The following is a 24,410-nucleotide window of genomic DNA, read 5'->3' on the forward strand; positions in this document are numbered from 1 at the left end:
GTTTGTTACACATTGAGTTTACTTTTATTTTAAAAGAATAAAGTGGCTATTTATTTGTAAAATTATTTGTAGATTTATAGTAACGAAATAAAAACTATTTTTTTGTCTCGTTGGATAATATTCTCAATAATTACAAATTTATCTTATATCATTTTTTTTGAAGAATTCCTGATTACCATTTTCTTATCAATATGCGCTTTGTCGTTAAAATAACGCGCTTAATCGGTTTTTTTATATACATTTGCTAGCTATAATTATAATTTTCTATCTATGAAAAAAATTATCTTACTATCATTTTTACTATTTTCAATTATTGGTTTTTCACAAGTAATTACTATAGATACAGGTACTTATACCGCTGACGGATTAGTAAGAAATGTGCTTACAAACAACAGTCCTTGTTTAAACATCAATAATGTGAGTTCAAGAACTGGAACAAATTTTTTATCTACAAACGGAATTGGTTATTTTACAAATACAAATCCAGCTTTTCCTTTACAAAACGGAGTAATCCTGACTACAGGAAATGTAATGAATTCCCCTGGTCCAAACAATACTATTTTAAGCGACGGAACATTAGGTTGGGCTGGAGATGCTAACCTCGAAACTGCTCTTGCAGCAGCTGGAGTAACTATGGTTTCTAGAAATGCTACGGTTTTAGAATTTGATTTTACTCCGCTTTCGCCAAATTTTAATTTTCAGTTTTTATTTGCTTCCGAAGAATATGGTACCTACCAATGTCTTTCGCCCGATGCTTTTGCCTTTTTATTAACTAACACTACAACAGGGTTTACTGAAAACCTTGCAGTTATACCTAGTACTACAATTCCGATATCTGTTCAAACGATTAGAAATAATATTTATAATCCTATCTGTCTTTCTGCTAATCCTAGTTATTTTGGTTTGTTTAATGATGGAACTGCTGCGGCAGCTTCGGCAACAAATTACAATGGGCAAACGGTAGTTATGAATGCTTCTTCTACAAATCTTTCAACAACGGATACCTATCATATAAAACTAGTTATTGCCGATGGAAATAACGACAATCAGTTTGATTCAGCTGTCTTCTTAGGTGGTGGTAGTTTCGATTTTGGGCAAGATGTTTTAGGGCCAGATGTAACCATTGCAAGCGGGACAGCACCTTGTAACAACAATAATATAAACGAACCTTATACCATAAGCTCGGGATTAGATCCTAGTTTATTTGATTTTGTGTGGAAAGACGGAAACGGGAACCCAATTCCTGGTGAAACAGGTCCAAATCTTATAATTAACCAACCTGGTACTTACATACTAACCTATTATGTACAATCGACAACTTGTGAAGTAGATACCAATACAATTGTTATTGAGTACAACACACCCATTAGTACACCTAACCCAATAAACTTATACAAATGTAACAATGGGTCTACTGATTATACTTTCGATTTAGCGACAAACACACCCATTATAGACCCTGCAGTTAGTTATTTAATAAGTTACTACGAATTTCAAGCCGACGCAAATGCTGGTAATACTCCATTACCAACTAATTATACGGTTGCTACGGGAAGCCTACCTAAAACTGTTTGGGTACGCATACAAAACCCAACGACAGGCTGTTATTACTCTAAATCATTTACTTTAGAACTTACTCCTGCTCCCGTTGCTAATTCTCCAGGCAATATGGAAAGATGCGAAACTATTGCAGGATCCGGTATAGCTGATTTTGATATAGGTAATATACCACAAACAAACGCCGTATTAGGTGGTCAATCATCTAATACTTACAGCGTTTCGTATCATCTTACTGCTCTCGATGCAGCTTCTGGGGCAAATCCTATTAGTACAACAACAGCATTCAATTCGGGTAACACAACCATATTTGTTAGAGTTTACGTGACCACAGATCCGAATTGCTCGAGTTCAATAAGTTTTAATTTGATTGTAAATCCAAAACCAGTTGTTGAAGATAAAGTCGATCAATTCGTGTGCGTCAGTTACTTCTTGCCTGCCCTAAACCCAGCTTTAGGAAATTACTACTCTGGACCAAACGGAACGGGTACATTATATCCTGTTGGTTATGAAGTAACCATAGATCAGATTATTTATATTTATTATCAAAACCCAACGACAGGCTGTAGTGCTCAAACAGATTTTCAGGTTACCATTGTAGAACAACAAGACTTAACACCTGGAAACGTAAGTGCTTGCGATAGTTATTCTTTACCTGCTTACCCTTATGTTGGTACTCGCTATTTTACCAATGCAGGAGGTCCAATTGCTGGAAACACCGAATTATTTCCGCCACCAACAGGAACACCTATTACTGCTTTAGGAGTTACCACAATACATGTATATTATCAATCACCAACTGATCCAACCTGTATCATATTTACAAGTTTTGATGTTACGATAAACAAAACACCTACCATAACAGGTACTTATCCAAACTTATTCGACTGTACAGCCATTAACACTTTACAACCTATAACTGTAGATATTGGAACTGCAAATTATTATACTTTAGATATTCCAACTGGTATTTACACCCCAGTTGTACTGCCAATAACAAGCGATACTACGGTATATTTGTATGCTGAAAATAATAATTGCAGAACACCTATATTAAGTTTCGCTGTGGTTATAGGAACTGGTAGCTTTCTTGACAACACCGATAGTTGCGACCCTTACAATTTAGTTGCTCCTCTTGTTGGAGAATACCGTACACAAGCTAATGGAGGTGGAACAGTAATAGCTCCAGGGTTAATAAGCGCCGCCACAACAACATTATTTCATTATGTAGCAGGAGCACCTTGTACTTATAATTACTCGTTTACGATTAGAATTCTGAAACCAACGCTAACTGCTCCAACTCCAGTAACCAGATGTGATTCATACATGTTACCAGTAAATCCAGAAGGCGCTAGTTATTATACTTTATCAGGTGGCCCAGCAACGGCTTCTAATGTTCAATTATTTGCTGGTACAGATTCTATTACAACAACGAGTACAATTTATGTTTATAAAGAATCCGCAGTTGCTTTAGTACCAGTTTGCTATAATGAACAACCTTGGACAATTACTATAAACCAAAAACCTGTATTGGCTCCTGTAGCAACTACTTATATAAGATGTTATGATTTTACGCTAACTAGTCAGCCACCAGTAGGAAATTATTATCATAATTCAGGCGGTGTTAACCCTATAACACTCCCTTATACTATTTTACAAACAAATACTCCTAGTAATTTAGAAACTATATATATTTATGCTGAAAATCCTAATGACCCAGCTTGTAATAGTGAAACCTCATTTGTTGTCGATTTTGATGGAGTTGCCATTCCTGCAAATCTAAAAGTAGACAGATACGCTTGCGATACTTATACCTTACCTGCACTTCCTGCAAATTTTTATTATTACACCGCTTCAGGAGGACCAAATGGCACGGGTAGTATTGTGACACAACAAACCTATACAACCTCAACCACTGCGCCTATTTTCATTTATACCGAAACGAATGTGCGTCAGATTTGTTCAGATGAATTTGCGTTTAATATTGTTATTTATGACACACCCGTATTAGATGTCACGCTTCCTATGGCGTTTAATTATTGTGATACTTTTACCTTACAACCACTTACCGTTGGTAAATATTACAACCAATCTATTACAAATACAGTAGGTAGAGTAGAAATTCCTGCCGGAACTATTTACAGTAGTATTTTAAACTCACCAGCAGGAGCTACATCACCACCAACAGGAACAATATTACCGCCAGCTTCTGTTTTCGTGTATGCAGAATCAGGTACATCAACTACAAAAACTTGTTATATAGAAAGAGAAATTCCTATTAGTTTGTTTAATGTAACACAATTACCAGATGTTCCTGCAACCTGCGATAGTTATCAATTAAAAGCAAGTGATTTAAAACCTGGCGAAAATTATTATTTAAATAATGATGGTACTGGATTATTAGCATCAAACGCAATTATTTCTAACTCTGGAATTACCACAATATATATTCGTGGGAATGCGCCATTTGTTCCAACCTGTTTCGACCAAACGAGCTTTACAGTTACTATTGTAAAAAGACCTATTGCTTATCCTGTGAATTTGTTAGAAAAATGTGATGATTTTGGATTAAATGATGGTATTTTCGAATTCAATCTGAATGATATTGCCATTAGAAATCAGGTTCTAAACGGACAAACACCAGATGCCGATTTTACTTTAACATTTTACACCTCTTTGGCTGATGCCGATGGAACTAATCCGTTAGCAACTCCTATTCCGACACCAGCAGCTTATCCTAACGATAATCCGCTTACGGATAGTGTTTGGATTCGAGTGCAAAACAATACCATAACCAATCCTTGTTTTGCAGTAACCGAATTAAAACTAAAGGTGAATCTTTTGCCTGATCCGAAATTAGATCCTGAGTATTTTATTTGTAGTGATTACGAGACTCATACTTTATTAAATTTCGCGACTTTAAATACAGGATTATCAAATCCAAATTATACTTATGCATGGACTTTAGAAGGAGCTCCTTATCCTAATGCAAGCACTCCTGCAAGTACCGCATCAATTACAACAAATCAAGTTGGAACTTACGTTGTAACAGTTACAGATACTTCCGTAACTCCAAATTGTCCTAAAACTATAACGACAAAAGTCACCTTATACGAACCTTACATTAGTTTCGATTACAGTGATGCGTTCGAAAACCCAACGTATATTACTGTAAATGTTTTAGGAGATGGTTCAGGAAATTATGAATATCAATTAGATAATGGGCCATACCAAAGTAGTAATATCTTTTACAACGTTTATCCAGGCCAACACACAATTTCGGTAAGAGATAAAGACGGACATTGTTCGCCTGCTCCGGTAAAAGCTACTATTATAAATTACCCGAAATTTTTCACACCAAACGGTGATGGTTATCACGAAACTTGGAATATTCCGAATTTGAAAATGACCAATCCAAATGCACCAATATTTATTTTTGATAGATTCGGAAAACTAATCAAACAAATAACACCAACAAGCGATGGTTGGAACGGAACATTCAACGGACAACCATTACCAGCAACCGATTATTGGTTTACAGTAGATTATACCGAAAAAGGAGCTTCAAAAATATTTAAATCGCACTTTGCACTCAAAAGATAAGTCAAAACGAAAACCACAAAAGCCTCGACAAAATAAAATTGTCGAGGCTTTTTTTGTGTTAAACATTTCTTAAAAATGTAACAAAACATTCCTCGTGTCGTCTAGTAGACACTACTTTTGCGGTAGTTTTAAAAAAATAATCATCAAAAAAAGTTATGAAAATTAAAATCTTAATCCTTTTTAGTTTATTGAATTTTACTTTTGTAAAAGCTCAAAATTCTGCTCCTGAAACTAAAAATATAGGGAATGTTTCTGGAAGTATTTCTGGAAAAGTCGTTGACAAAAAAACCAACGAAGCAATTCCTTACGCATCGGTAACTATAAAAGATGGCGCAAAAGTTGTTTCTGGTGGAATTACAAAAGAAAATGGAAGCTTTACAATTTCGAACTTAATACTACAAGAGCTAACCATCGAAGTTCAGTTTATGGGCTACAAAAAACAGGTTAGCAATGTCACTTTAAATTCTGAAAATAAAAATATTACTCTAAAAACAATTGCTCTCGAAGAAGAAGCTACGCAACTTACTGAAGTTTCTATCGTAAAAGAACGTTCAAGTATTGAGCAAAAAATAGATAGAAAAGTAGTAACCGTTGGTAAAGATTTAGTTGCTTCTGGAACAACCGCTTCAGAAATAATGAACAATATTCCTACAGTGAGTGTCGATCCGCAAACCAAAGAATTGAGTTTGAGAGGAAATACCAATGTAAAAGTTTTAGTAGATGGCAAACCAACAAATATTGATGCGACACAATTATTGCAACAAATTCCGTCTTCATCTATCAAACAAATTGAATTGATTACAAATCCTTCGGCTAAATATAGTCCTGAAGGAATGAGCGGAATTATAAATATCATTTTGCATAAAAATGCAAATACAGGTTTCAACGGGAGTATAAATTCTGGCGTAACTTTTGGAATAACACCAAGATTAAACACCGCTTTAAACCTAAATTATAAAGTTGGTAAAGTAAATATTTATAGTAATTACGGATTAAACCACGGAAAAAACAGAAACCATGGTTATGTAAACAGTTTTAGACCAAGTTTAGAAAATGAGCAACAATTTGAGTTTAACAGTTTAAATACTTCTCATTTATTAAAATTAGGAATGGATTATTATATTGATGATAAAAATACATTCTCGATATATACCAATCAGAATATTACAAATGGAAGTGGTAATGGTTTGACAGATGTAAATTATCTTAGTGTTTTAAATAGTGATTCGAGTCAATTATTCCAATCAAAATCCGATAATAACACACAAACCTATGATTTAGATTTTAAACATGATTTTACTAAAAAAGGTGAAAACATAGAATTTCAGGCTAATGTTTCGAATACAAAAAATAAAGAAAATACAACTTATGATTCAACAGAGTTTAACCCAAATTCTAATTCATCAAAAATAAATATTGTACACGGAAACACAAATTACATTCAGTTTAATGTTGATTATGTAAATCCATTAACCGAAACTACAAAATTAGAAGTTGGTGCCGAAACCAGAATTCAAAATACAGAGAATAATTTTGATGAATCGACTAGCAAACCTTCTGTATTTAATTCGACAACAGCCGACAACGACTTCACATTCAACCGAAACATTAGTTCCTTATACACTAATTACAGCAAAAAATGGGATAAATGGAGCGGACAAATTGGTGTTCGTATCGAAAATTATGCAATAGATGGCGATTTCCAGAGAAACGAAAATTCTGTAAATCCTACAACCAGTTTTAGCGGAAACCAAACAACAAAAGACAATATCTTTTCGGTTTATCCTTCAGCCTTTTTTACTTATGCTGCAAATGACAAAAATTCATTCAATTTTAATTATTCAAGACGTGTAGACAGACCAAGTATTGGACAAATAAGTCCTATTCGTGAGCGAACATCACCATTGGTAGAGTTTAGAGGAAATCCTGAATTAGAACCACAATTTACCAATTCGTTTGAAGTAAATTATACACGCACCACAAAAATTGGATCTATCACTTCTGGCGTATTTTACAGACAAATAAATAACGAAATAAACCGAACAATATATAAAAACCCAAGTGATAGCAAACAAGATATTGTTTCATACTCAAATTTTGATAATAACAATGCTTTTGGGGTTGAAACCTCTGCAAATTTGAAATTCGCAAAATGGTGGTCTGCAAATGCCAGTGCCGATGCATATTTTAAAACTGTAAAAGGAACTGTAGAAAATGCCAACACAGGTCTTATGGAAAATGGTGAGATCGATGTTGTTTCTTTTAACGCTCGCGTAAATCAAACATTTACAGCAACAAAAAACCTAAAAATTAATTTATTCGGAATGTATCGCGGTCGTGATTTAGGATTACAATTTGAAAGAAGCCCAATGTATAAAGCTGACATAGGAGCAACTTATTCTATCCTTAAAGGAAAAGGAAGTATTACAGGAAGATTAAATGATATTTTTAATAACATGCATTTTCAGTTTGACGGAAGTATTCCTTACAAACAAGCAGGTGCTTTTTACTGGGAAAGCAGAACGGTTTATGTAGGATTAAATTATATGTTTGGTGGTGGAAAAAACAAAGCACTACAGCGCAAACAACGTGATGCCAACGAAACCCAAAGCGGTGGAGGAATGATGTAATAAGCAAAAAGCTCCAAATTTCTTTGGAGCTTTTTTTTATAAAAATGTTTTCCTGAGTGAAGTCGAAGGATTGAAAGGTTTCGACTCCGCTCAAACTGACAAGTTTTAAATTATTATCTTTCTTAATAAATAAGAATTACCACTTAATAATAGCACTTGCCCAAGTAAATCCTGAACCAAATGCAGCGAGAACAACTGTATCACCAGACTTAATTTTTCCTTGTTCCCAAGCTTCGGTCAAAGCAATAGGAATAGATGCTGCAGTAGTATTTCCGTATTTTTGAATGTTATTAAAAACCTGATCGTCATTCAAACCAAATTTCTTTTGTATGAACTGAGAAATTCTCAAATTCGCTTGATGCGGAATGAGCATATCTATATCCGAAACTTGTAAATTATTGGCTACTAAACCTTCATTTATCACTTCACTAAAACGAACTACCGCGTGTTTAAACACAAATTGTCCGTTCATATAAGGGAAATAACTTTCGTCGTCTGGATTGTTTTCGGCAATAATATCCGAAACCCAACGTCCGCCCATTCCTGGTGCTAAAACAGATAATTCTTTTGCATGTTCCCCTTCCGAATGTAAATGTGTCGATAAAATTCCTTTGGTTACATCTTCTTCTCTGCTTAAAACCGCTGCTCCTGCTCCATCTCCAAAAATAACCGAAACATTTCGCCCACGAGTAGTCATATCTAATCCTAATGATTGCACTTCTGAAGCAACAACCAAAATATTTTTATACATTCCTGTTTTAATATATTGGTCTGCAACCGACAAAGCATAAACAAATCCCGAACATTGGTTTCTAACATCTAATGCGCCAATAGTTCTTAGTCCCAACTCTTTTTGCAAAGCAACTCCTGGACCTGGAAAATAATAATCGGGAGAAATGGTCGCAAAAACAATAAAATCGATATCATCGTTAGACAATCCAGAACGTTCAATTGCAATTTTTGCAGCTTTTACACCCATCGATGTTGTTGTATCTTCCCCTCTTACAATATGCCTACGTTCTTGAATACCAGTTCGTTCCTGAATCCATTCGTCATTTGTATCTATAATTTTTGCTAAATCGTCGTTTGTGACTATATTGTCTGGAACATAATGACCTAGACCAGTAATTTTAGAATGATACATATTTTATATTTTTATTAAAAATCAGTTTGCAAATTTACACTTATTGTAAAATTACGCAATTTATATTAGTTAGTTTTACTTAATTTGTATAAATAAAAAACCAATGGATTATATTATCATTTGCCTATTTGCATTATTGGGCTCCGCTTTAACCTTATTTTCTGGTTTCGGTTTGGGAACAATTCTTCTACCCGTTTTTGGATTGTTCTTTCCCATAGAAATCGCAGTTGTACTTACTGCTTTAGTTCATTTTATGAATAATATTTTTAAGCTATTTCTCTTCGGAAAAAAAGCCAATTCAGCTGTTATTTTTAAGTTCGGAATTCCTGCTATATTTTTTGCTTTTCTTGGTGCTTATTTATTAAAATTACTAACTCAAATGCAACCCATATTTCAATATTCTATTTCCGAAAAGGTTTTTGAAATAATGCCTTTGAAACTTATTATTGGATTATTACTAATTGTTTTTTCTTTGTTCGATTTTATTCCGAAGCTAAAAAATTTAGAATTCGATAAAAAATATTTATCTGTTGGCGGTATCTTAAGTGGTTTTTTTGGTGGGATTTCTGGTCATCAAGGCGCATTACGAAGCGCTTTCTTAATTCGTTCCGGCCTAAGCAAAGAATCGTTTATTGCCACAGGAGTTGTTATTGCTTGTTTGGTCGATGTTTCTAGATTAAGTATTTATATTCCAAAAATTGTAAATAATGAACTTTCGTTAAATTACAAATTAGTTCTATTTGCAACACTTTCTGCCTTTTTAGGAGTTTATTTTGGTAATAAATTATTGCAAAAAACAACCTATAAATCTATTCAAAACATTGTCGCATTTATGTTGCTTGCTTATGGTTTTTTATTGATTTTTGGAATTATTTAAACATTAATTCCTTAATTTTAAAATCTCTTTCGAAAGAAAATGTTGCAGTCGCTTGATTGACATAATTGTAAATTTGAAGCGCTTTTTTTGCATACTTTTCTTTATCCATTTTAATCAAAATATCAGCAAATAATTCAAGATTTTCGTGATTAAAACCTTCTTTTTGCGTCAAAAATTCAATAAGATTATCATCAGAAATAGTATCTAAAATTTCTAAATCAAAACCTAATTGCTCGTTTAATTTAAAATTAACCACCGAAACTGTTTCAGATAATCCATCACTGCTCTTAGTTCTTGTTAACTTTTCTAATATTTTTTTCAAAACAAATCCCAATTGATTAATTTGCCTTGTCAAATAATCTTCTTTTCCCATTTTATTTTATAATTAAAGCCACTTCTTCATTGTATTTTAAGTCCGTATCATGCTCGAAAAAAATTATTTTTTTATCGAAAATCGATTTAATTAAAAAATGACTTCCTCTAAAATAAGATTGTTTTACTATCACTTTCAACATTCCGTTTTCAGATATTTTCAGTTGATGCGGATACAATAAAATAATTTCATCTTCTCCTTCTACAGAAGAAATTTGCGATAATTTAAGCTCATTAACTTCTCCAAAAAGCGATGCAGTATATTTATGAATTGGATTCGTATAAATTTCTTTTGAAATGCCTTTTTCTAGAATTTTTCCGTCGTGTAAAATAATTGTTTCGTCAGAAAAAGACAAAGCATCAGTACTATCATGAGTAGCAACCAAACAAGTAATATTTTTTTCTTTTAGATATGAAAATAGGTTTCTGCGCAAAGCATTTTTTCTAAAATTGTCTATATGACTAAACGGTTCGTCGAGTAACAAAACCTCGGGTTCAAGTGCTAAAACTCTAGCAATGGCAACCCGTTGTTGTTGTCCTCCGCTAAGAAATTGTGCTTTTACATGAGCAAATTCTGTCATTTCGACAATTTCGAGCAATTCCTGAATTCGGTTATTTTTTTGCTCTTTATCTATATTCGACAAATACTTTCCTACATTCTCGGAAACGGTTATATAAGGCATCAAATCGAAATCTTGTGCCAAATATTTCATACAATCCATGCCTGGAACCAAGTTGAATTTTGGCCCTAAAACTTCCGTTTCTTTCCAAAACAACTGACCTTCATCTAAATCATATAAACCATAAACCAGTTTTAAAAGTGTACTTTTTCCGCAACCACTTTCACCCAAAATAGCAATGTTTTGCCCTTGAGTTACGGTAAAATCAATATTATGAATAATTATTTTATTGGTATAACCAAATGAAATATTTTGAACTTGAAGCATAGTTAATTTTAAAAATACAAACTTACAAAGTATTCTAAACAAAAAAGCTGTTTCTCTCGAAACAGCTTTTAAAATATTGTGATAAAAAATTAGTTACCAGATTCTTTTTTAGCGTCATTTACCATCTTATCATTTGCAGTAATTGCAAACTCTACACGACGGTTTTGAGATTTCCCTTCAGCTGTTTCGTTAGATGCAATAGGATCTGCTTCTCCAAGTCCTGAAGTATTAAAACGAGAACTCGCCAAACCTTTTGCTGATAAGTAAGATTTTACAGAAGCGGCTCTTTGTTGTGACAATGTCATATTATAATCATCAGCTCCTGAACTATCAGTATAACCATATATTTGAATATCAGTATCTGGATATTCATTAAAAACTGACACTAATTTATCTAAATTTGCTTTGGCAGTAGATGTTAATGTCGATTTGTTAGTATCAAAACGCACTGAGTTTTCACCCAAAACCAATCTAATTCCTTCTCCTACTCTTTCTACTTTTGCTCCAGGCAAAGATTCTGATATTTTTCTTGCTTGCTTGTCCATTTTGTTACCAATAACGCCACCAGCAACACCACCAATAACACCACCTAAAACAGCACCCAAAGCACCGTTTCCTCCTTTTCCGATGTTGTTACCTAAAACACCCCCAAGTATTGCACCACCAACTGCGCCAATTGCAGCACCACGTTGGGTTTTATTTGTGTTTTTTACCGATTCGCAACCTGATAAAACAGTTCCTAAAAAGAAGGAAAGCGAAAGTATGTATATAATTGACTTTTTCATATTTGCAGTTTTTAGTTTGATTTATTAAATTGATAAACGATATTCGTCATTTTTCCTCCAATATTTATATTGTCAATCAATTTGAATGATTCAGCAGTTTGATCAGCAACATTAAGAATATAACCTTGTTGCATTTTTTTGGCTTTTACGCCTTCAGCCAAAAATTTTAATACAAATTGTCCGTCTTTGTTTACATACCATTTAATTTTCGAAGCAAAACTCGTACAATTAGCCTGTGTTAAAGCCATTTCTCCCGAATCATTGTTCGAAATAAATTTCCAAGTACTACCTTCGAAACATTTTGAGTCGGCCAAATCGAAAGAAGTGATTTTAAACATATCCGATCCTGCATAAGTTACAGAAGCGATTGTCCAATTTCCTTTGATAGCGACTTGAGATTTCCTGTCAACACTGGTTGCAGCGACTGGAGCTGGAGTCTTACATGCAGCAAAAAATGCCAGTAAGCTTACTAATAGTAATTTTTTCATTTGTTAGTTTGTTTAATTTTTAATGCTTGCCTAATATACAACTACCATGCCAATTTTATGGCTTTTTTTAACAAAAGTTATAATAATTTCAGTCAATTTGTCATTTTAATAAATTTTGGTATTTATTTTGACTACTCAAAGATATTAAAAATACTAATTAAAAACTCAAAATATGACAACAGGAAAAATTAATGTTTCGGTAGAAAACATCTTTCCCTTAATCAAGAAATTCCTTTATAGCGATCACGAGATTTTCTTACGTGAACTAATTTCTAACGGAACCGATGCCACTTTAAAACTGAAACACCTTACAAGCATTGGCGAAGCCAAAGTAGAATATGGCTCTCCTATTATCGAAATTAAAATTGATAAAGAAGCTAAAAAAATTCACATCATCGACCAAGGATTAGGAATGACAGCTGATGAAGTAGAAAAATACATCAATCAAGTTGCATTTTCTGGTGCCGAAGAATTTTTAGACAAATACAAAGATTCTGCTAAAGATTCTGGGATTATTGGTCATTTTGGTCTTGGTTTTTATTCTGCTTTTATGGTTGCCGAAAAAGTAGAGATTATTACCAAATCATACAAAGACGAACCAGCTGCACATTGGACTTGCGACGGAAGCCCAGAATTTACTTTAGAAACTGCTGACAAAACTTCTCGTGGAACAGAAATCATCCTTCACATTGCTGAGGATTCTTTAGAGTTTTTAGAAGATTCGAAAATTTCAGGTTTATTGAATAAGTATAATAAATTTATGCCTATTCCGATTAAGTTTGGAACTAGAACCGAAAAAATAGAACAAAAGAAAGGCGAATTTGTTGAAACAGAAGACAAAGAAAATATTTTTACAGAAGTAGAAGTTGATAATATCATCAACAATCCAAATCCGGCTTGGACAAAACAACCAACAGATTTGACTGATGCCGATTACAAAGATTTTTACCGTGAGGTTTATCCAATGCAGTTCGAAGAGCCTTTGTTTCATATTCATTTGAATGTAGATTATCCTTTCAACCTAACTGGAATCTTATATTTTCCGAAATTAGGTTCCGATTTACAAATTCAGAAAGACAAAATTCAATTGTATCAAAATCAGGTTTATGTAACCGATAATGTAGAAGGAATTGTTCCTGAATTCTTGATGATGCTTCGTGGTGTGGTCGATTCTCCAGATATTCCTTTAAACGTTTCTCGTTCAGGATTACAAGCCGATGGTGCGGTTAAAAAAATCTCAAACTATATTACTCGTAAAGTTGCCGATAAACTAAAAGCTTTATTTACAGAAAACCGTGAAGATTTTGAACAAAAATGGAATGACATAAAAATTGTTTTAGAGTACGGAATGCTTTCGGAAGAGAAATTCTACGAAAAAGCAGGTGCTTTTGTTTTGTATCCAACAGTTGATGATAAATATTTTACTTTAGATGAAATAAAAGAAAATCTAAAGGAAAACCAAACCAACAAAGACGGAAAATTAGTTGTTTTATACGCAGGAAATAAAGAAGCACAGCATTCTTATATCGAAATTGCAAAAGACAAAGGTTATGAAGTTTTGTTGTTAGATTCTCCAATTATTTCTCATTTAATTCAAAAAATAGAAAGCGATAATCAAGATATAACTTTCGTTCGTGTCGATTCTGATCATATTGATAATTTGATTAAGAAAGAAGAAACTGCGATTTCTAAATTATCTGATGAAGAAAAAGAAAGCCTAAAAACCTCTTTAGAATCATTTATACCAAAAGCATATTCGGTACAACTGGAAGCTTTAGACAGCAATGCTTCTCCCTTTATTATCACGCAACCAGAATTTATGCGTCGTATGAAAGAGATGAGTCAATCTGGTGGCGGAAGCATGTTTGGCATGAATTATATGCCCGAAATGTATAATTTAGTGGTAAATACAAATTCTGATTTGGCTGCTTCAATTTTAAATAATAAAGACAAATCGGCTCAAGAAAACTTGGTAAAACAAGCTTTAGATTTGGCAAAATTGTCACAAAATTTATTAAAAGGAGAAGAATTAACTGCTTTTGTAAAGAGAAGTTTTGAATTGATTAAATAATATTTATTTGGTTAATCGTTTATTCAAAAAAAAAACCTGTAAGTGAGAACTTACAGGTTTTTTTAGTTAGCAATAATTCCGTTATCTTCTTTTTTCTCTTTATTTAACAAATTAGCATCTTCTTTAGCTAATTTGTTTTTGGTAGGAATTTTGTAATTTAGAGTAAACCCAAATCTGCGTGTATCATATTTGCTTTCTAGTAAAACTGATGTTCCTACAGATGTAAACCCTTGCTTATTTGTATTTAAAATATCATCAAAATTCAGTGAAACTGATAGTTGGTCTTTCATGATTTTTTTCGAAAAGCTTATATCTAAACTATGTCCGTAAGGTTGTGTAGAAACATAGTAAAAATAATTCCCCTTTGTTGTAGTATAGTTATAATTGGTAACAAACTTAATTTCCTTTGGTAAAAGAATTTGTGACATTAAATTAATTATCCAAAAACCTTTGGTATCTGCATCGGGAAGTTTATGAATTTGATAGCCCGTATAAATATACAAAAAATTGATTTTATCCGGATTAACATCAAATTTCAAGGTTTCTTTGAGTCCTTTTGTAAATAACATATAGGGTAACGGAAATCCAAAATTAAAATTATGAATTTTTATTTCTGAAACATTAATACTAGTATTTGAAACAAGATTATTATTTACAATAACCCTATTTGCCACTTGATTTTTCGCAACACTCACATTGTATCCTAAAAAAGCATAATCGAAAGCGCTAATTTTCATTTCATAATTATCAAAAATAGTCGGTTGCAATTGCGGATTTCCTGAATAACTAACATTTTGATTTTGATAATTTGTATTATTAGGATTTAAAGATGAAGTACTTGGCAAACTAATTTTCTTATTATAATTTGCATTAAAAAATATTTGTGGACCAAAATTATACTGCAAACTAGCATTTGGAAAAAATCGAAATTGTTTGAACGGAATTAAATCGGCTGTATTTGTTTTTCCAGTAATGTTATAATCTTCTGCTCTACCTCCTAAAATAAAATCGAAATTCTTATACGTCGATTGAAGTTCTAAATATCCTGCAGTTGTTTTTCGGGTATAATCTAAATTAGTTGTCCCTAGACTTTGGGTTTCAAAAGACAAATCATCGATTAAAGTTCCTACACTAAATTTTCCTTTATCAAGAATAGTAAGCCCTTGAGAATAATCTATTTTAAAATTCAAATACTCTTGCAAAGATGAATTTTCCAAGACCGCAGTATTAAAAATCCTTGAATCTAAATCGAAATCATTCTGGTTTCGAGCAAAATTAAATTTAAAATCTAACTTCTTGTTTTTATCCTCAAACCTTTTCTGATAAGTAGCTACCGCATCTTGTCTTGTAATTTTTGTTTTACTTGCATCGTTCGATGTAAAACCAAAACCTTCTCCTTGAGTATCTGCATTATTTTTATTATAATTCACATCATAATTAAGCAGCAATCTGTCTTTTTTTAAATCAAAATTCAAGGCAGATTTCGCATAATAACTTCTGGTTGTTCTGTCAGAATCAGTATTTGACAGATTAGTTATAATATTGTTCTCATTTTTAGTAATGGTAGACCACAAAGCACTTTCTCTATAACTTTGTCCCAAATTTAATTGCCAACCAAAGTATTTATTTTTAGCATTTAACAATAAACTATTATTGAATCTGGTTCTTAACTTATCGTAAGAGGTGAAATTTAGACCCGAACTATAAGTTGCACTCAAATAGTTTTTAGCTTTTTTACTAGTAATAATATTAATAATGGCTCCACCAGAAGTAGCAGGAAATTCAGCACCGGGCTGTGTGATTACTTCAATTCTTTCTACAGCATTTGCAGGCATTCCTTCTAGAAAAGCATTTAGTTCATTTGATGAAATATTTAACGGTCTACTGTCCATGTAAACATCTAATTGTTTTCCTTGGTACATCATTCCAGCGACATCAGACAAAATTAAGCCTGGTAGTTTTTTTAATCCCTCCAGAACTGAACCTGAATTTAGATGAGACTGAGCTGCAAAATCAAAAATGGTTCTATCTGCTTTTTGCTCAACTGCCTTTTTTTCTTTTGTTATAGAAACTTCGTTTAACTCAGTTGCTTTTTTAGGTGTTTCTTGTGCAGAAATTAAAAAAAACGAAAATAATAAAATGATGCAATAGGGAAAAGTTCTCATTTAGAATATTTTATATTAGAATAAGATGGTAAAAATAATTTTTTGTTGCTATAATTCCTACAAAAAATTCGACCTTTTTGCAACTTCATAATCTTATTTATAAACTATTAAGATTATAAAAAATAAATCATCATCTAAACTAAAATTAACCCTATCTTTGCCCGCTTTTTAAAATTGAAAAAATGACAAATAATAATATACTAAAAGGAGTTTTTCTTGTAGGATTGGGTGCAACAAGCTACGGTATGTTGGCAACTTTTGTAAAACTAGCTTATTCTCACACTGGAATTACTGGTAATCCTTTTACGCCAGCCGAAGTAATTTCTGCTCAATTTATTATAGGAATTATTGCTATTCTTGTGATAAATGCCTTTCAAAAAGCAAAAAAAGGAACCGATGTGATTAAAGCTTCTGCAAATAACATAAAACAATTAATGATTGCTGGAACTTCGACAGGATTAACTAGTATCTTTTATTATTTAGCAGTTAAATATATTCCAGTTTCTATAGGAATTGTGTTGTTGATGCAAACCGTTTGGATGGGTGTTTTATTAGAGATGTTTTTAGAAAAAAAGATGCCTTCTAAAATAAAAATTGCAGCCGTTTTTGTAGTTTTATTTGGTACCGCATTGGCTACAAACCTAATTCAAAACAAAATAGATTTAGATTGGAGAGGTATCGTTTTAGGGCTTTTGGCTGCAGCTTCATTTACCACAACTATGTTTACTGCAAATCGTGTAGCTATAGATATTTCTTCGGCACAACGCAGTTTATATATGCTTTTAGGTGGCGCAGTTATTGTTTTTGTTTTTGCTATTTTCACCCAAACAACAGCATTTAATTATGATATTTTTTACAAATGGGGAATTCTTTTAGCTCTTTTTGGCACGGTAATTCCGCCTATGTTGATGAATGCTGGTTTTCCGTTGACGGGAATTGGGTTGGGAAGTATTGTTTCGGCTCTTGAGCTTCCAGTTTCTGTAATGATGGCTTATTTTATTTTAAACGAAACCGTTATACTCACACAATGGATCGGAATTATTCTAATTATTCTCGCTATTGTGATTATGAATATTCAATTTCAAAAAAAGTAAGAACTTTTTAACTTTTTAATACTTTTTTAAGTAAATTCGTAATAACTAATTTTTAATTATGAATTTACCCTGGCATTTATATCTAATGGCTTTGCTATATATTTTAGCAGGTTTCAACCATTTTAGAAATCCAAGATTGTATATAAAAATTATTCCAGTCTATTTTTCAAATCCAAAATTACTAAACTCACTAAGCGGTCTTGCCGAAATAATTTTAGGAGTTTGTCTTTGTTTACCTTTTACATCAAAAATTGCTTCGTGGGGAATTATAGCGTTACTAATCGCTATTTTTCCTGCAAACTTATATATGTACAAAAATGACAATGCAAGTCTGGGTTTGTCTAAAACGATGCGGTTATTAAGATTGCCGTTACAACTTGCCCTAATTTTTTGGGCATATTTATATACTTAATAAATAAATTATTAAACAAAAATTATTACTATGAAAAAGATTTTTGCAGAATTCTTCGGAACTTATTGGTTGGTATTTGGCGGATGCGGAAGCGCATTATTCGCAGCAGGAATTCCTGATTTAGGAATCGGATTTATGGGAGTTTCCTTAGCTTTTGGACTTACAGTTTTAACGATGGCATATGCTGTGGGACATATTTCAGGGGGACATTTTAATCCCGCAGTTTCCATAGGATTATGGGCTGGCGGAAGATTTTCAGCTAAAGATTTACCATCTTATATAACTGCGCAATGTGTTGGTGCCATTGCTGCTGCTGCAACTTTGTATACAATTTTAATTGGAAAACCAGGTTTTACAATAGACAATACTAAAGCTGGAGCTTTTGCATCAAATGGATTTGGGGCTTTTTCGCCAGATGGTTATAATTTAGAATCGGCATTTTTAGCAGAATTTGTATTAACTGCATTTTTCGTAATCATTATTTTGGGAGCAACTGATAAATTTGCTAACGGAAAATTTGCAGGAATCGCAATTGGTTTAGCATTAACATTAATTCATTTAATAAGTATTCCAATTACAAATACATCAGTAAATCCTGCACGTTCGTTATCGCAAGCTATTTTTGCAGGAGGAGAACCATTAACCCAAGTTTGGCTATTTTGGTTGGCTCCAATTGTAGGGGCTGTTTTTGGTGGATTTATATACAAAGCTTTACTTGAGAAAAAAGACGAATAATATTTTGAAAATATTTAATACAAAAGCGATGGTAATTACTATCGCTTTTTTTATTTTTGGAATATGAATTCCCTATTTCCAGAAGAAAAAATTACATTCAATCTGACCGATGCCGAAATCGAATATTATCCCGATTTTTTTCCTTTGGCAAAAGCCAATGAACTTTTCCTAAAACTTCAAAATGAAATTCCTTGGCAACAGGATAATATAACTGTTTTCGGGAAAATGCACGCACAACCTAGATTAACTGCTCTTTTTGGCAACGAAGGAAAACCTTACGGATACTCAAACATTGTGATGCAGCCACACGCTTGGTCTCCGCTAATTGTGTTTATAAAAGATGAAGTTGAAAAAATTTGTAATGAAAATTTTACCACCGTATTGCTAAATTTATATCGTGACGGTAAAGACAGTAACGGTTGGCATGCCGATAACGAAAAGGAATTGGGACGAAATCCTATAATTGCTTCGGTAAGTTTTGGCACCGAAAGGGTTTTTCAACTCAAACACAACACGCTCGAACTGAAACAAAATATCGTTTTGCAGCACGGAAGTTTATTAATAATGAGAGGTACAACCCAACATTTTTGGAAACATCAAATTCCCAAAACAAAAAAAGAAATCGAGCCTAGAATAAATCTTACTTTTAGAATTATTAAATAGTTTTTTTATTAAATTTGATAAAAATATTTCCCCATGAATGAAATTGTAGCCTATTTTGAAAACATTCCTTCTTCTCATAGAAGTTTTATAATAGTTGGTGGTATTACACTTTTTTGGATTATCGAAAATGGTTTTCCGCTTTTTAAATTTAAATACAACAAATGGCAACACGCTAGTATAAATATTTTTTTTACGCTTACTACCATTGTTGTCAATTTTAGTTTGGCAATAATTTTGTACAAAAGTTCGATTTGGGTTACCGAAAATAATTTTGGGGTTTTGCATTGGTTGTCTATCAAATCGCTTTTATTGCAAGCAATAATCGGTTTGTTATTAATGGATTTGATTGGTGCATACACAGCACATTTTGTTCAACATAAAATGAAAATTTTGTGGCGTTTTCACCTCATTCACCACACAGATACTTGGATAGATACAACCTCAGCAAACAGGCATCATCCTGGGGAAAGTGTAATTCGATTTTTGTTTACAACCCTAGCAATCATCATTGTTGGCGCTCCAATTTGGTTATTTTTTTTATACCAATCTTTATCCGTTTTCTTGTCGCAGTTTAATCACGCCAACTTAAATTTGCCTGAAAAACTAGATAATTATATTAGCTATTTTATTGTTTCGCCAAATATGCATAAAGTACATCATCATTATATTTTGCCTTATACCGACAGTAATTATGGTAATATATTTTCTGTTTGGGACAGATTATTTGGTACTTTTTTAATACTTCCAATGAGCGAAATTATTTATGGCGTTGACACACACATGAACCCAGAAGAACACAATAAACTTTCTAGTTTATTAAAAATTCCTTTCAAATCAAGTCAGACATTCGTGTCGGAATTAAAAAAATGAAAATAATTTTCAAATCTTAGTTTTTTTTGATTAATATTGGAATAGAATTTGTAACCATTTAAAAAAAATAAACTGAATTGTTTTTAAAGTAATGAAAAAAGGTAAAAGCATAGAATTGAGTTGGGAAGATACTCAAAAATTAATCACGTTGGCAAATGAGGAAAGAAATCCTTTTGAAATCATCAAGAAAGAACTTGGCATAGAAGAAAAACAAGTTTTGGAAATTATGAAGAAAAAATTGCCAGCTGACAAGTTTGAAATTTGGAAAAAGAAAGCCAATGCTGGAAAACCAAAGCCAAAACAAATCAAGATTGATGAATTTGATGATGATTTAGATGGTAAATATTATATAAAAAATAAATTTGACTAAATAAAAAAGGCTGTTCTTACGAACAGCCTTTTTCTGTATAAAAATCTAAATTACGCTTTTCCAGCCGCAATTAAGTTTAATGCAGAACCAGCTACAAACCAGCCAATTTGACTCGCGTTGTAAGTATGGTTAGCTAAAATGATGTCTTTTGTACCATCAGCATGAACGAATTCTAAGGTTAATGGTTTTCCCGGAGCAAAATCAACTAAATCTGTAAAGTTAATAGTGTCATCTTCTTGGATTTTGTCATAATCTGCTTCGTTAGCAAAAGTAAGACCTAACATTCCTTGTTTTTTCAAATTCGTTTCGTGAATACGAGCAAATGATTTAACTAAAACTGCTTTTACACCTAAAAATCTTGGTTCCATTGCTGCATGTTCTCTCGAAGATCCTTCTCCGTAATTTTGATCACCCACAACAACTGATGATATTCCAGCCGCTTTATAAGCTCTTGCAACACCAGGAACTGTATCGTAATTTCCTGTCAATTGATTTTTAACTTTATTAGCTTCTTTATTAAAAGCATTTTCAGCACCAATTAACATGTTATTCGAAATATTATCTAAGTGACCACGGAAACGCAACCAAGGTCCAGCCATAGAAATATGGTCAGTGGTACATTTTCCGAAAGCTTTAATTAATAATTTAGCTCCCATAATATTTTTTCCGTCCCAAGCAGCAAACGGAGCTAGCAATTGCAAACGGTCTGATGTTTCAGAAACTGCAACTTGTACTTTACTTCCATCTTCTGCTGGTGCTTGAAAACCTGCATCTTCTACATCAAAACCTTTCGATGGTAATTCGTCGCCTTTTGGAGGTAATAATTTTACCATTTCACCATTATCATTTAATAAAGTATCGGTTAATGGATTAAAATCTAAACGTCCTGAAATAGCCAATGCTGCTACCATTTCTGGTGAAGTTACAAAAGCGTGTGTATTTGGATTACCATCGGCTCTTTTAGAAAAGTTACGGTTGAATGAGTGAACAATAGTATTTTTCTCTCCTTTGTCCGCTCCTGCTCTATCCCATTGTCCGATACATGGTCCGCAAGCATTTGTAAATACTTTGGTTCCCATTTTTTCGAAAGTTGCGATGATTCCATCTCTTTCGATAGTGTAACGAATTTGCTCTGAACCTGGATTGATTCCGAATTCCGCTTTTGGAGAAATTCCGTGTGCCACCGCTTGTTCTACAATAGAAGCAGCACGTGACATATCTTCGTAAGAAGAGTTAGTACAAGAACCTATTAATCCCCATTCTACTTTTATTGGCCATCCATTTGCGGCAGCTTCTTCTTTCATTTTAGAAACTGGTGTTCCTCTATCTGGTGTAAATGGTCCGTTGATGTATGGTTCTAATTCAGATAAATTAATTTCTATAACTTGATCAAAATATTCGTTTGGATTTGCATAAACTGCTGCATCTCCAGTTAAATAATCGGCAACTTTATCGGCAGCATTTACTACATCTTGACGACCAGTTGCTGCAAGATATCTTCTCATCGAATCATCGTAACCAAAGGTTGAAGTTGTTGCTCCAATTTCGGCACCCATATTACAAATAGTACCTTTTCCGGTACATGACATATTGATTGCGCCTTCGCCAAAATATTCAACAACAGCTCCAGTTCCTCCTTTTACAGTAAGGATATCCGCAACTCTTAGAATAACATCTTTTGGAGATGACCAACCGTTTAATTTTCCTGTTAGTTTTACTCCGATTAGTTTTGGAAATTTTAATTCCCAAGACATTCCAGACATAACATCTACTGCATCAGCACCACCAACTCCAATAGCTAACATTCCTAATCCACCAGCATTTACAGTATGTGAATCGGTACCAATCATCATTCCTCCAGGAAATGCATAATTTTCTAAAACGATTTGATGAATAATTCCTGATCCTGGTTTCCAAAAACCAATTCCGTATTTATTTGAAACCGAAGAAAGAAAATCGAAAACTTCTTTGGATTGTGAATTAGCAAAAGCTAAATCTGTTTTTGCACCATCTTTTGCTTGAATTAAGTGATCGCAATGTACCGTTGTTGGCACAGCAACCTTACTTTTTCCAGCATGCATAAATTGCAATAACGCCATTTGTGCAGTTGCGTCTTGACAAGCAACTCTATCTGGAGCAAAATCTACATAATCTTTTCCTCTTGTAAAAACACTAGAAGGTGTTCCGTCCCAAAGGTGAGCGTATAGAATTTTTTCTGTTAATGTAAGCGGACGACCAACTAACTCACGTGCTTTATCAACACGAGAAGCCATATTTGCGTACATTTTTTCAATCATTTCAATATCAAAAGCCATAATTTCTATGTTTATTCGGTTATTCTATAAATTTGAGTATTCGTGATGCGAATTTACGAAATTGATGCATTATTAAAAAATATTTAAAGGAATATATTAATCGATTGAAATAATTTACGAAAAGCTAGTTTTTGCATTGTTATTATTATCAAAAATGAATTATTGAACATTAATTTTAAACAATTCTTAATTCTTATCTCGCAAATTCATGATTGGTTTTTCAAAAAATCGGTATAAAATGTAAGACAACGAAAAAGTAATTCCAAAATAAATAAATAAAACTAAACTCGTTGGTAATTGATAATAAAGTTGACTGAGTACATACTTAAAAAGCACAACAACAATACTATAATGAATTAAATATACGGCATAAGACGTTTTACTTATAAATGTAACACTCGTCGAAAATACAGATTGTGAAGTTTTCCAAAAAACAAAATACGGCAATACCAAAAAGAAAATCATTGACGAAAGTGTAAAATAAAAAACTTTGAAATAGGTAGGACAAGATATAATATCGACACCTAAAACATTTAAAATAATAAATTGTAAGACAAATAAATGCACTGCTAAAATCAGAAAATAAGTTTTATATTTATCTAAAAAATGAGCATAAAACTGATACAACCAAGCTAACAAAACACCGTAAAGTATCGTATCGAAACGATAAATTACGATAGATTTTAGGTTTGTATTCCAAATTTCCATAGTAGAAATATCGCTGTTTTTCATATTAAAATAACGGAAAATATGAGCCAAAACAATCAATAAAAGAATTGTAGCTAAGAATGTCCATTTTCTAGATAATTTATTTCCAAATTTCAATGCTAAAAACAAACTAAAAGGCAATAGAATATAAGTCCATTCTTCGACCGACAAGCTCCATGATTCGGAGAAAAAACCAATCGAATACGTTTTGAAATTCTGGAAAAAGAAAAAATATTTATACCAATATTGAGAAGGATAACCTAACAAAAAAGCAATTCCTAGATTTACAAAAAGTATCAAATAATAATTAGGTAAGGTGCGAAACCAACGTCTTTTTAGGAAAACAAAAATGCTTTGCAGCGAAAAATCATCGGTAATATATTGTCGTAATAATATGGAGCCTATTAGATAACCACTCAGCACAAAAAACAGCTCAACACCAGTAAAACCTGACAATCCACTTAGCGAAATCACTAAAGGATTTATACTATCTATTAAGTAATACACATGCGAAAACAAAACCAGCAAAATGGCGAGCGCACGAATTACATCTAATCCGAATATTCGCGTATTATTTTGTTTTTCTAATGCGTTCATTTCGTTT

18 protein-coding genes are annotated in these 24,410 nt (G+C 32.7%); 10 read left to right on the top strand and 8 right to left on the bottom strand.

Going from position 1 to position 24,410, the window contains the following annotated elements; translation table 11 throughout:
* The first annotated feature begins 270 nt into the window (after window positions 1-270).
* The gene (locus BM053_RS01515; RefSeq protein WP_091473252.1) at window positions 271-5,160 is read left to right on the top strand and encodes a choice-of-anchor L domain-containing protein; all 4,890 of its coding nucleotides are present in this window, start codon (window positions 271-273) and stop codon (window positions 5,158-5,160) included.
* A gap of 155 nt (window positions 5,161-5,315) precedes the next feature.
* Entirely contained in the window at window positions 5,316-7,790 is a 2,475-nt protein-coding gene (locus tag BM053_RS01520) for a TonB-dependent receptor (RefSeq protein WP_091473254.1), read from the top strand.
* A gap of 136 nt (window positions 7,791-7,926) precedes the next feature.
* Here the strand turns inward: BM053_RS01520 and BM053_RS01525 are convergent, their stop codons facing one another.
* Window positions 7,927-8,934, bottom strand: coding sequence for a 3-oxoacyl-ACP synthase III family protein (locus BM053_RS01525; RefSeq protein ID WP_091473256.1), 1,008 nt, complete (start codon window positions 8,932-8,934; stop codon window positions 7,927-7,929).
* Window positions 8,935-9,037: 103 nt separating this feature from the next.
* Between BM053_RS01525 and BM053_RS01530 the strand changes: the two genes are divergently transcribed.
* The gene (locus tag BM053_RS01530; RefSeq protein ID WP_091473258.1) at window positions 9,038-9,811 is read left to right on the top strand and encodes a sulfite exporter TauE/SafE family protein; all 774 of its coding nucleotides are present in this window, start codon (window positions 9,038-9,040) and stop codon (window positions 9,809-9,811) included.
* Here the strand turns inward: BM053_RS01530 and BM053_RS01535 are convergent.
* From BM053_RS01535 to BM053_RS01550, 4 genes are all read right to left on the bottom strand, one after another.
* Complete coding sequence (locus BM053_RS01535; RefSeq protein ID WP_091473261.1) at window positions 9,804-10,184, bottom strand: hypothetical protein; 381 nt, start codon at window positions 10,182-10,184, stop codon at window positions 9,804-9,806. The two genes, BM053_RS01530 and BM053_RS01535, sit on opposite strands and share 8 nt — an antisense overlap.
* Before the next feature lies 1 nt (window position 10,185).
* Window positions 10,186-11,130, bottom strand: a complete 945-nt coding sequence (locus BM053_RS01540) for an ABC transporter ATP-binding protein (protein WP_091473263.1) — start codon at window positions 11,128-11,130, stop codon at window positions 10,186-10,188.
* An 89-nt stretch (window positions 11,131-11,219) separates the two neighbouring features.
* Window positions 11,220-11,915, bottom strand: a complete 696-nt coding sequence (locus BM053_RS01545; RefSeq protein WP_091473265.1) for a YiaD family glycine zipper/OmpA-like lipoprotein — start codon at window positions 11,913-11,915, stop codon at window positions 11,220-11,222.
* 11 nt (window positions 11,916-11,926) lie between these two features.
* The gene (locus tag BM053_RS01550; RefSeq protein ID WP_091473267.1) at window positions 11,927-12,403 is read right to left on the bottom strand and encodes a lipocalin family protein; all 477 of its coding nucleotides are present in this window, start codon (window positions 12,401-12,403) and stop codon (window positions 11,927-11,929) included.
* 172 nt (window positions 12,404-12,575) lie between these two features.
* Between BM053_RS01550 and htpG the strand changes: the two genes are divergently transcribed.
* A complete protein-coding gene (gene htpG, locus BM053_RS01555; protein ID WP_091473269.1) occupies window positions 12,576-14,474 on the top strand; it encodes a molecular chaperone HtpG in 1,899 nt (632 codons plus the stop codon).
* Between the two features lie 62 nt (window positions 14,475-14,536).
* On the opposite strand, the gene BM053_RS01560 is transcribed toward htpG, so the two are convergent.
* A complete protein-coding gene (locus BM053_RS01560; RefSeq protein ID WP_091473271.1) occupies window positions 14,537-16,639 on the bottom strand; it encodes a TonB-dependent receptor domain-containing protein in 2,103 nt (700 codons plus the stop codon).
* Window positions 16,640-16,821: 182 nt separating this feature from the next.
* Here BM053_RS01560 and BM053_RS01565 point away from each other — a divergent pair, with 182 nt between their 5' ends.
* From BM053_RS01565 to BM053_RS01590, 6 genes are all read left to right on the top strand, one after another.
* Window positions 16,822-17,733 (top strand): EamA family transporter, encoded by a 912-nt coding sequence (locus BM053_RS01565; RefSeq protein WP_091473273.1) that lies wholly within the window; start codon window positions 16,822-16,824, stop codon window positions 17,731-17,733.
* Between the two features lie 58 nt (window positions 17,734-17,791).
* Window positions 17,792-18,145, top strand: coding sequence for a DoxX family protein (locus BM053_RS01570; RefSeq protein ID WP_091473275.1), 354 nt, complete (start codon window positions 17,792-17,794; stop codon window positions 18,143-18,145).
* Between the two features lie 30 nt (window positions 18,146-18,175).
* The gene (aqpZ, locus tag BM053_RS01575) at window positions 18,176-18,880 is read left to right on the top strand and encodes an aquaporin Z (protein WP_091473277.1); all 705 of its coding nucleotides are present in this window, start codon (window positions 18,176-18,178) and stop codon (window positions 18,878-18,880) included.
* 63 nt (window positions 18,881-18,943) lie between these two features.
* Complete coding sequence (locus BM053_RS01580; RefSeq protein ID WP_091473279.1) at window positions 18,944-19,543, top strand: alpha-ketoglutarate-dependent dioxygenase AlkB family protein; 600 nt, start codon at window positions 18,944-18,946, stop codon at window positions 19,541-19,543.
* Window positions 19,544-19,576: 33 nt separating this feature from the next.
* Window positions 19,577-20,413, top strand: coding sequence for a sterol desaturase family protein (locus tag BM053_RS01585; RefSeq protein WP_091473281.1), 837 nt, complete (start codon window positions 19,577-19,579; stop codon window positions 20,411-20,413).
* Between the two features lie 91 nt (window positions 20,414-20,504).
* Window positions 20,505-20,783: a TIGR03643 family protein gene (locus tag BM053_RS01590; protein ID WP_091473283.1), complete on the top strand. Its 279-nt coding sequence runs from the start codon at window positions 20,505-20,507 to the stop codon at window positions 20,781-20,783.
* Window positions 20,784-20,833: 50 nt separating this feature from the next.
* On the opposite strand, the gene BM053_RS01595 is transcribed toward BM053_RS01590, so the two are convergent.
* Both BM053_RS01595 and BM053_RS01600 read right to left on the bottom strand, forming a co-directional pair.
* Window positions 20,834-23,098, bottom strand: coding sequence for an aconitate hydratase (locus BM053_RS01595; RefSeq protein ID WP_091473285.1), 2,265 nt, complete (start codon window positions 23,096-23,098; stop codon window positions 20,834-20,836).
* Between the two features lie 186 nt (window positions 23,099-23,284).
* Window positions 23,285-24,403, bottom strand: coding sequence for an acyltransferase family protein (locus tag BM053_RS01600; protein ID WP_091473287.1), 1,119 nt, complete (start codon window positions 24,401-24,403; stop codon window positions 23,285-23,287).
* Between the last annotated feature and the right edge of the window lie 7 nt (window positions 24,404-24,410).

Source organism: Flavobacterium swingsii (assembly GCF_900111965.1).
GTDB classification, from domain to species: domain Bacteria; phylum Bacteroidota; class Bacteroidia; order Flavobacteriales; family Flavobacteriaceae; genus Flavobacterium; species Flavobacterium swingsii.

Bases quoted from the DNA above. Each gene is read 5' to 3' on its own strand.
- BM053_RS01515 (WP_091473252.1), top strand. From the start codon at position 271: ATGAAAAAAATTATCTTACTATCATTTTTACTATTTTCAATTATTGGT.
- BM053_RS01520 (WP_091473254.1), top strand. From the start codon at position 5,316: ATGAAAATTAAAATCTTAATCCTTTTTAGTTTATTGAATTTTACTTTT.
- BM053_RS01525 (WP_091473256.1), bottom strand. From the start codon at position 8,934: ATGTATCATTCTAAAATTACTGGTCTAGGTCATTATGTTCCAGACAAT.
- BM053_RS01530 (WP_091473258.1), top strand. From the start codon at position 9,038: ATGGATTATATTATCATTTGCCTATTTGCATTATTGGGCTCCGCTTTA.
- BM053_RS01535 (WP_091473261.1), bottom strand. From the start codon at position 10,184: ATGGGAAAAGAAGATTATTTGACAAGGCAAATTAATCAATTGGGATTT.
- BM053_RS01540 (WP_091473263.1), bottom strand. From the start codon at position 11,130: ATGCTTCAAGTTCAAAATATTTCATTTGGTTATACCAATAAAATAATT.
- BM053_RS01545 (WP_091473265.1), bottom strand. From the start codon at position 11,915: ATGAAAAAGTCAATTATATACATACTTTCGCTTTCCTTCTTTTTAGGA.
- BM053_RS01550 (WP_091473267.1), bottom strand. From the start codon at position 12,403: ATGAAAAAATTACTATTAGTAAGCTTACTGGCATTTTTTGCTGCATGT.
- htpG (WP_091473269.1), top strand. From the start codon at position 12,576: ATGACAACAGGAAAAATTAATGTTTCGGTAGAAAACATCTTTCCCTTA.
- BM053_RS01560 (WP_091473271.1), bottom strand. From the start codon at position 16,639: ATGAGAACTTTTCCCTATTGCATCATTTTATTATTTTCGTTTTTTTTA.
- BM053_RS01565 (WP_091473273.1), top strand. From the start codon at position 16,822: ATGACAAATAATAATATACTAAAAGGAGTTTTTCTTGTAGGATTGGGT.
- BM053_RS01570 (WP_091473275.1), top strand. From the start codon at position 17,792: ATGAATTTACCCTGGCATTTATATCTAATGGCTTTGCTATATATTTTA.
- aqpZ (WP_091473277.1), top strand. From the start codon at position 18,176: ATGAAAAAGATTTTTGCAGAATTCTTCGGAACTTATTGGTTGGTATTT.
- BM053_RS01580 (WP_091473279.1), top strand. From the start codon at position 18,944: ATGAATTCCCTATTTCCAGAAGAAAAAATTACATTCAATCTGACCGAT.
- BM053_RS01585 (WP_091473281.1), top strand. From the start codon at position 19,577: ATGAATGAAATTGTAGCCTATTTTGAAAACATTCCTTCTTCTCATAGA.
- BM053_RS01590 (WP_091473283.1), top strand. From the start codon at position 20,505: ATGAAAAAAGGTAAAAGCATAGAATTGAGTTGGGAAGATACTCAAAAA.
- BM053_RS01595 (WP_091473285.1), bottom strand. From the start codon at position 23,098: ATGGCTTTTGATATTGAAATGATTGAAAAAATGTACGCAAATATGGCT.
- BM053_RS01600 (WP_091473287.1), bottom strand. From the start codon at position 24,403: ATGAACGCATTAGAAAAACAAAATAATACGCGAATATTCGGATTAGAT.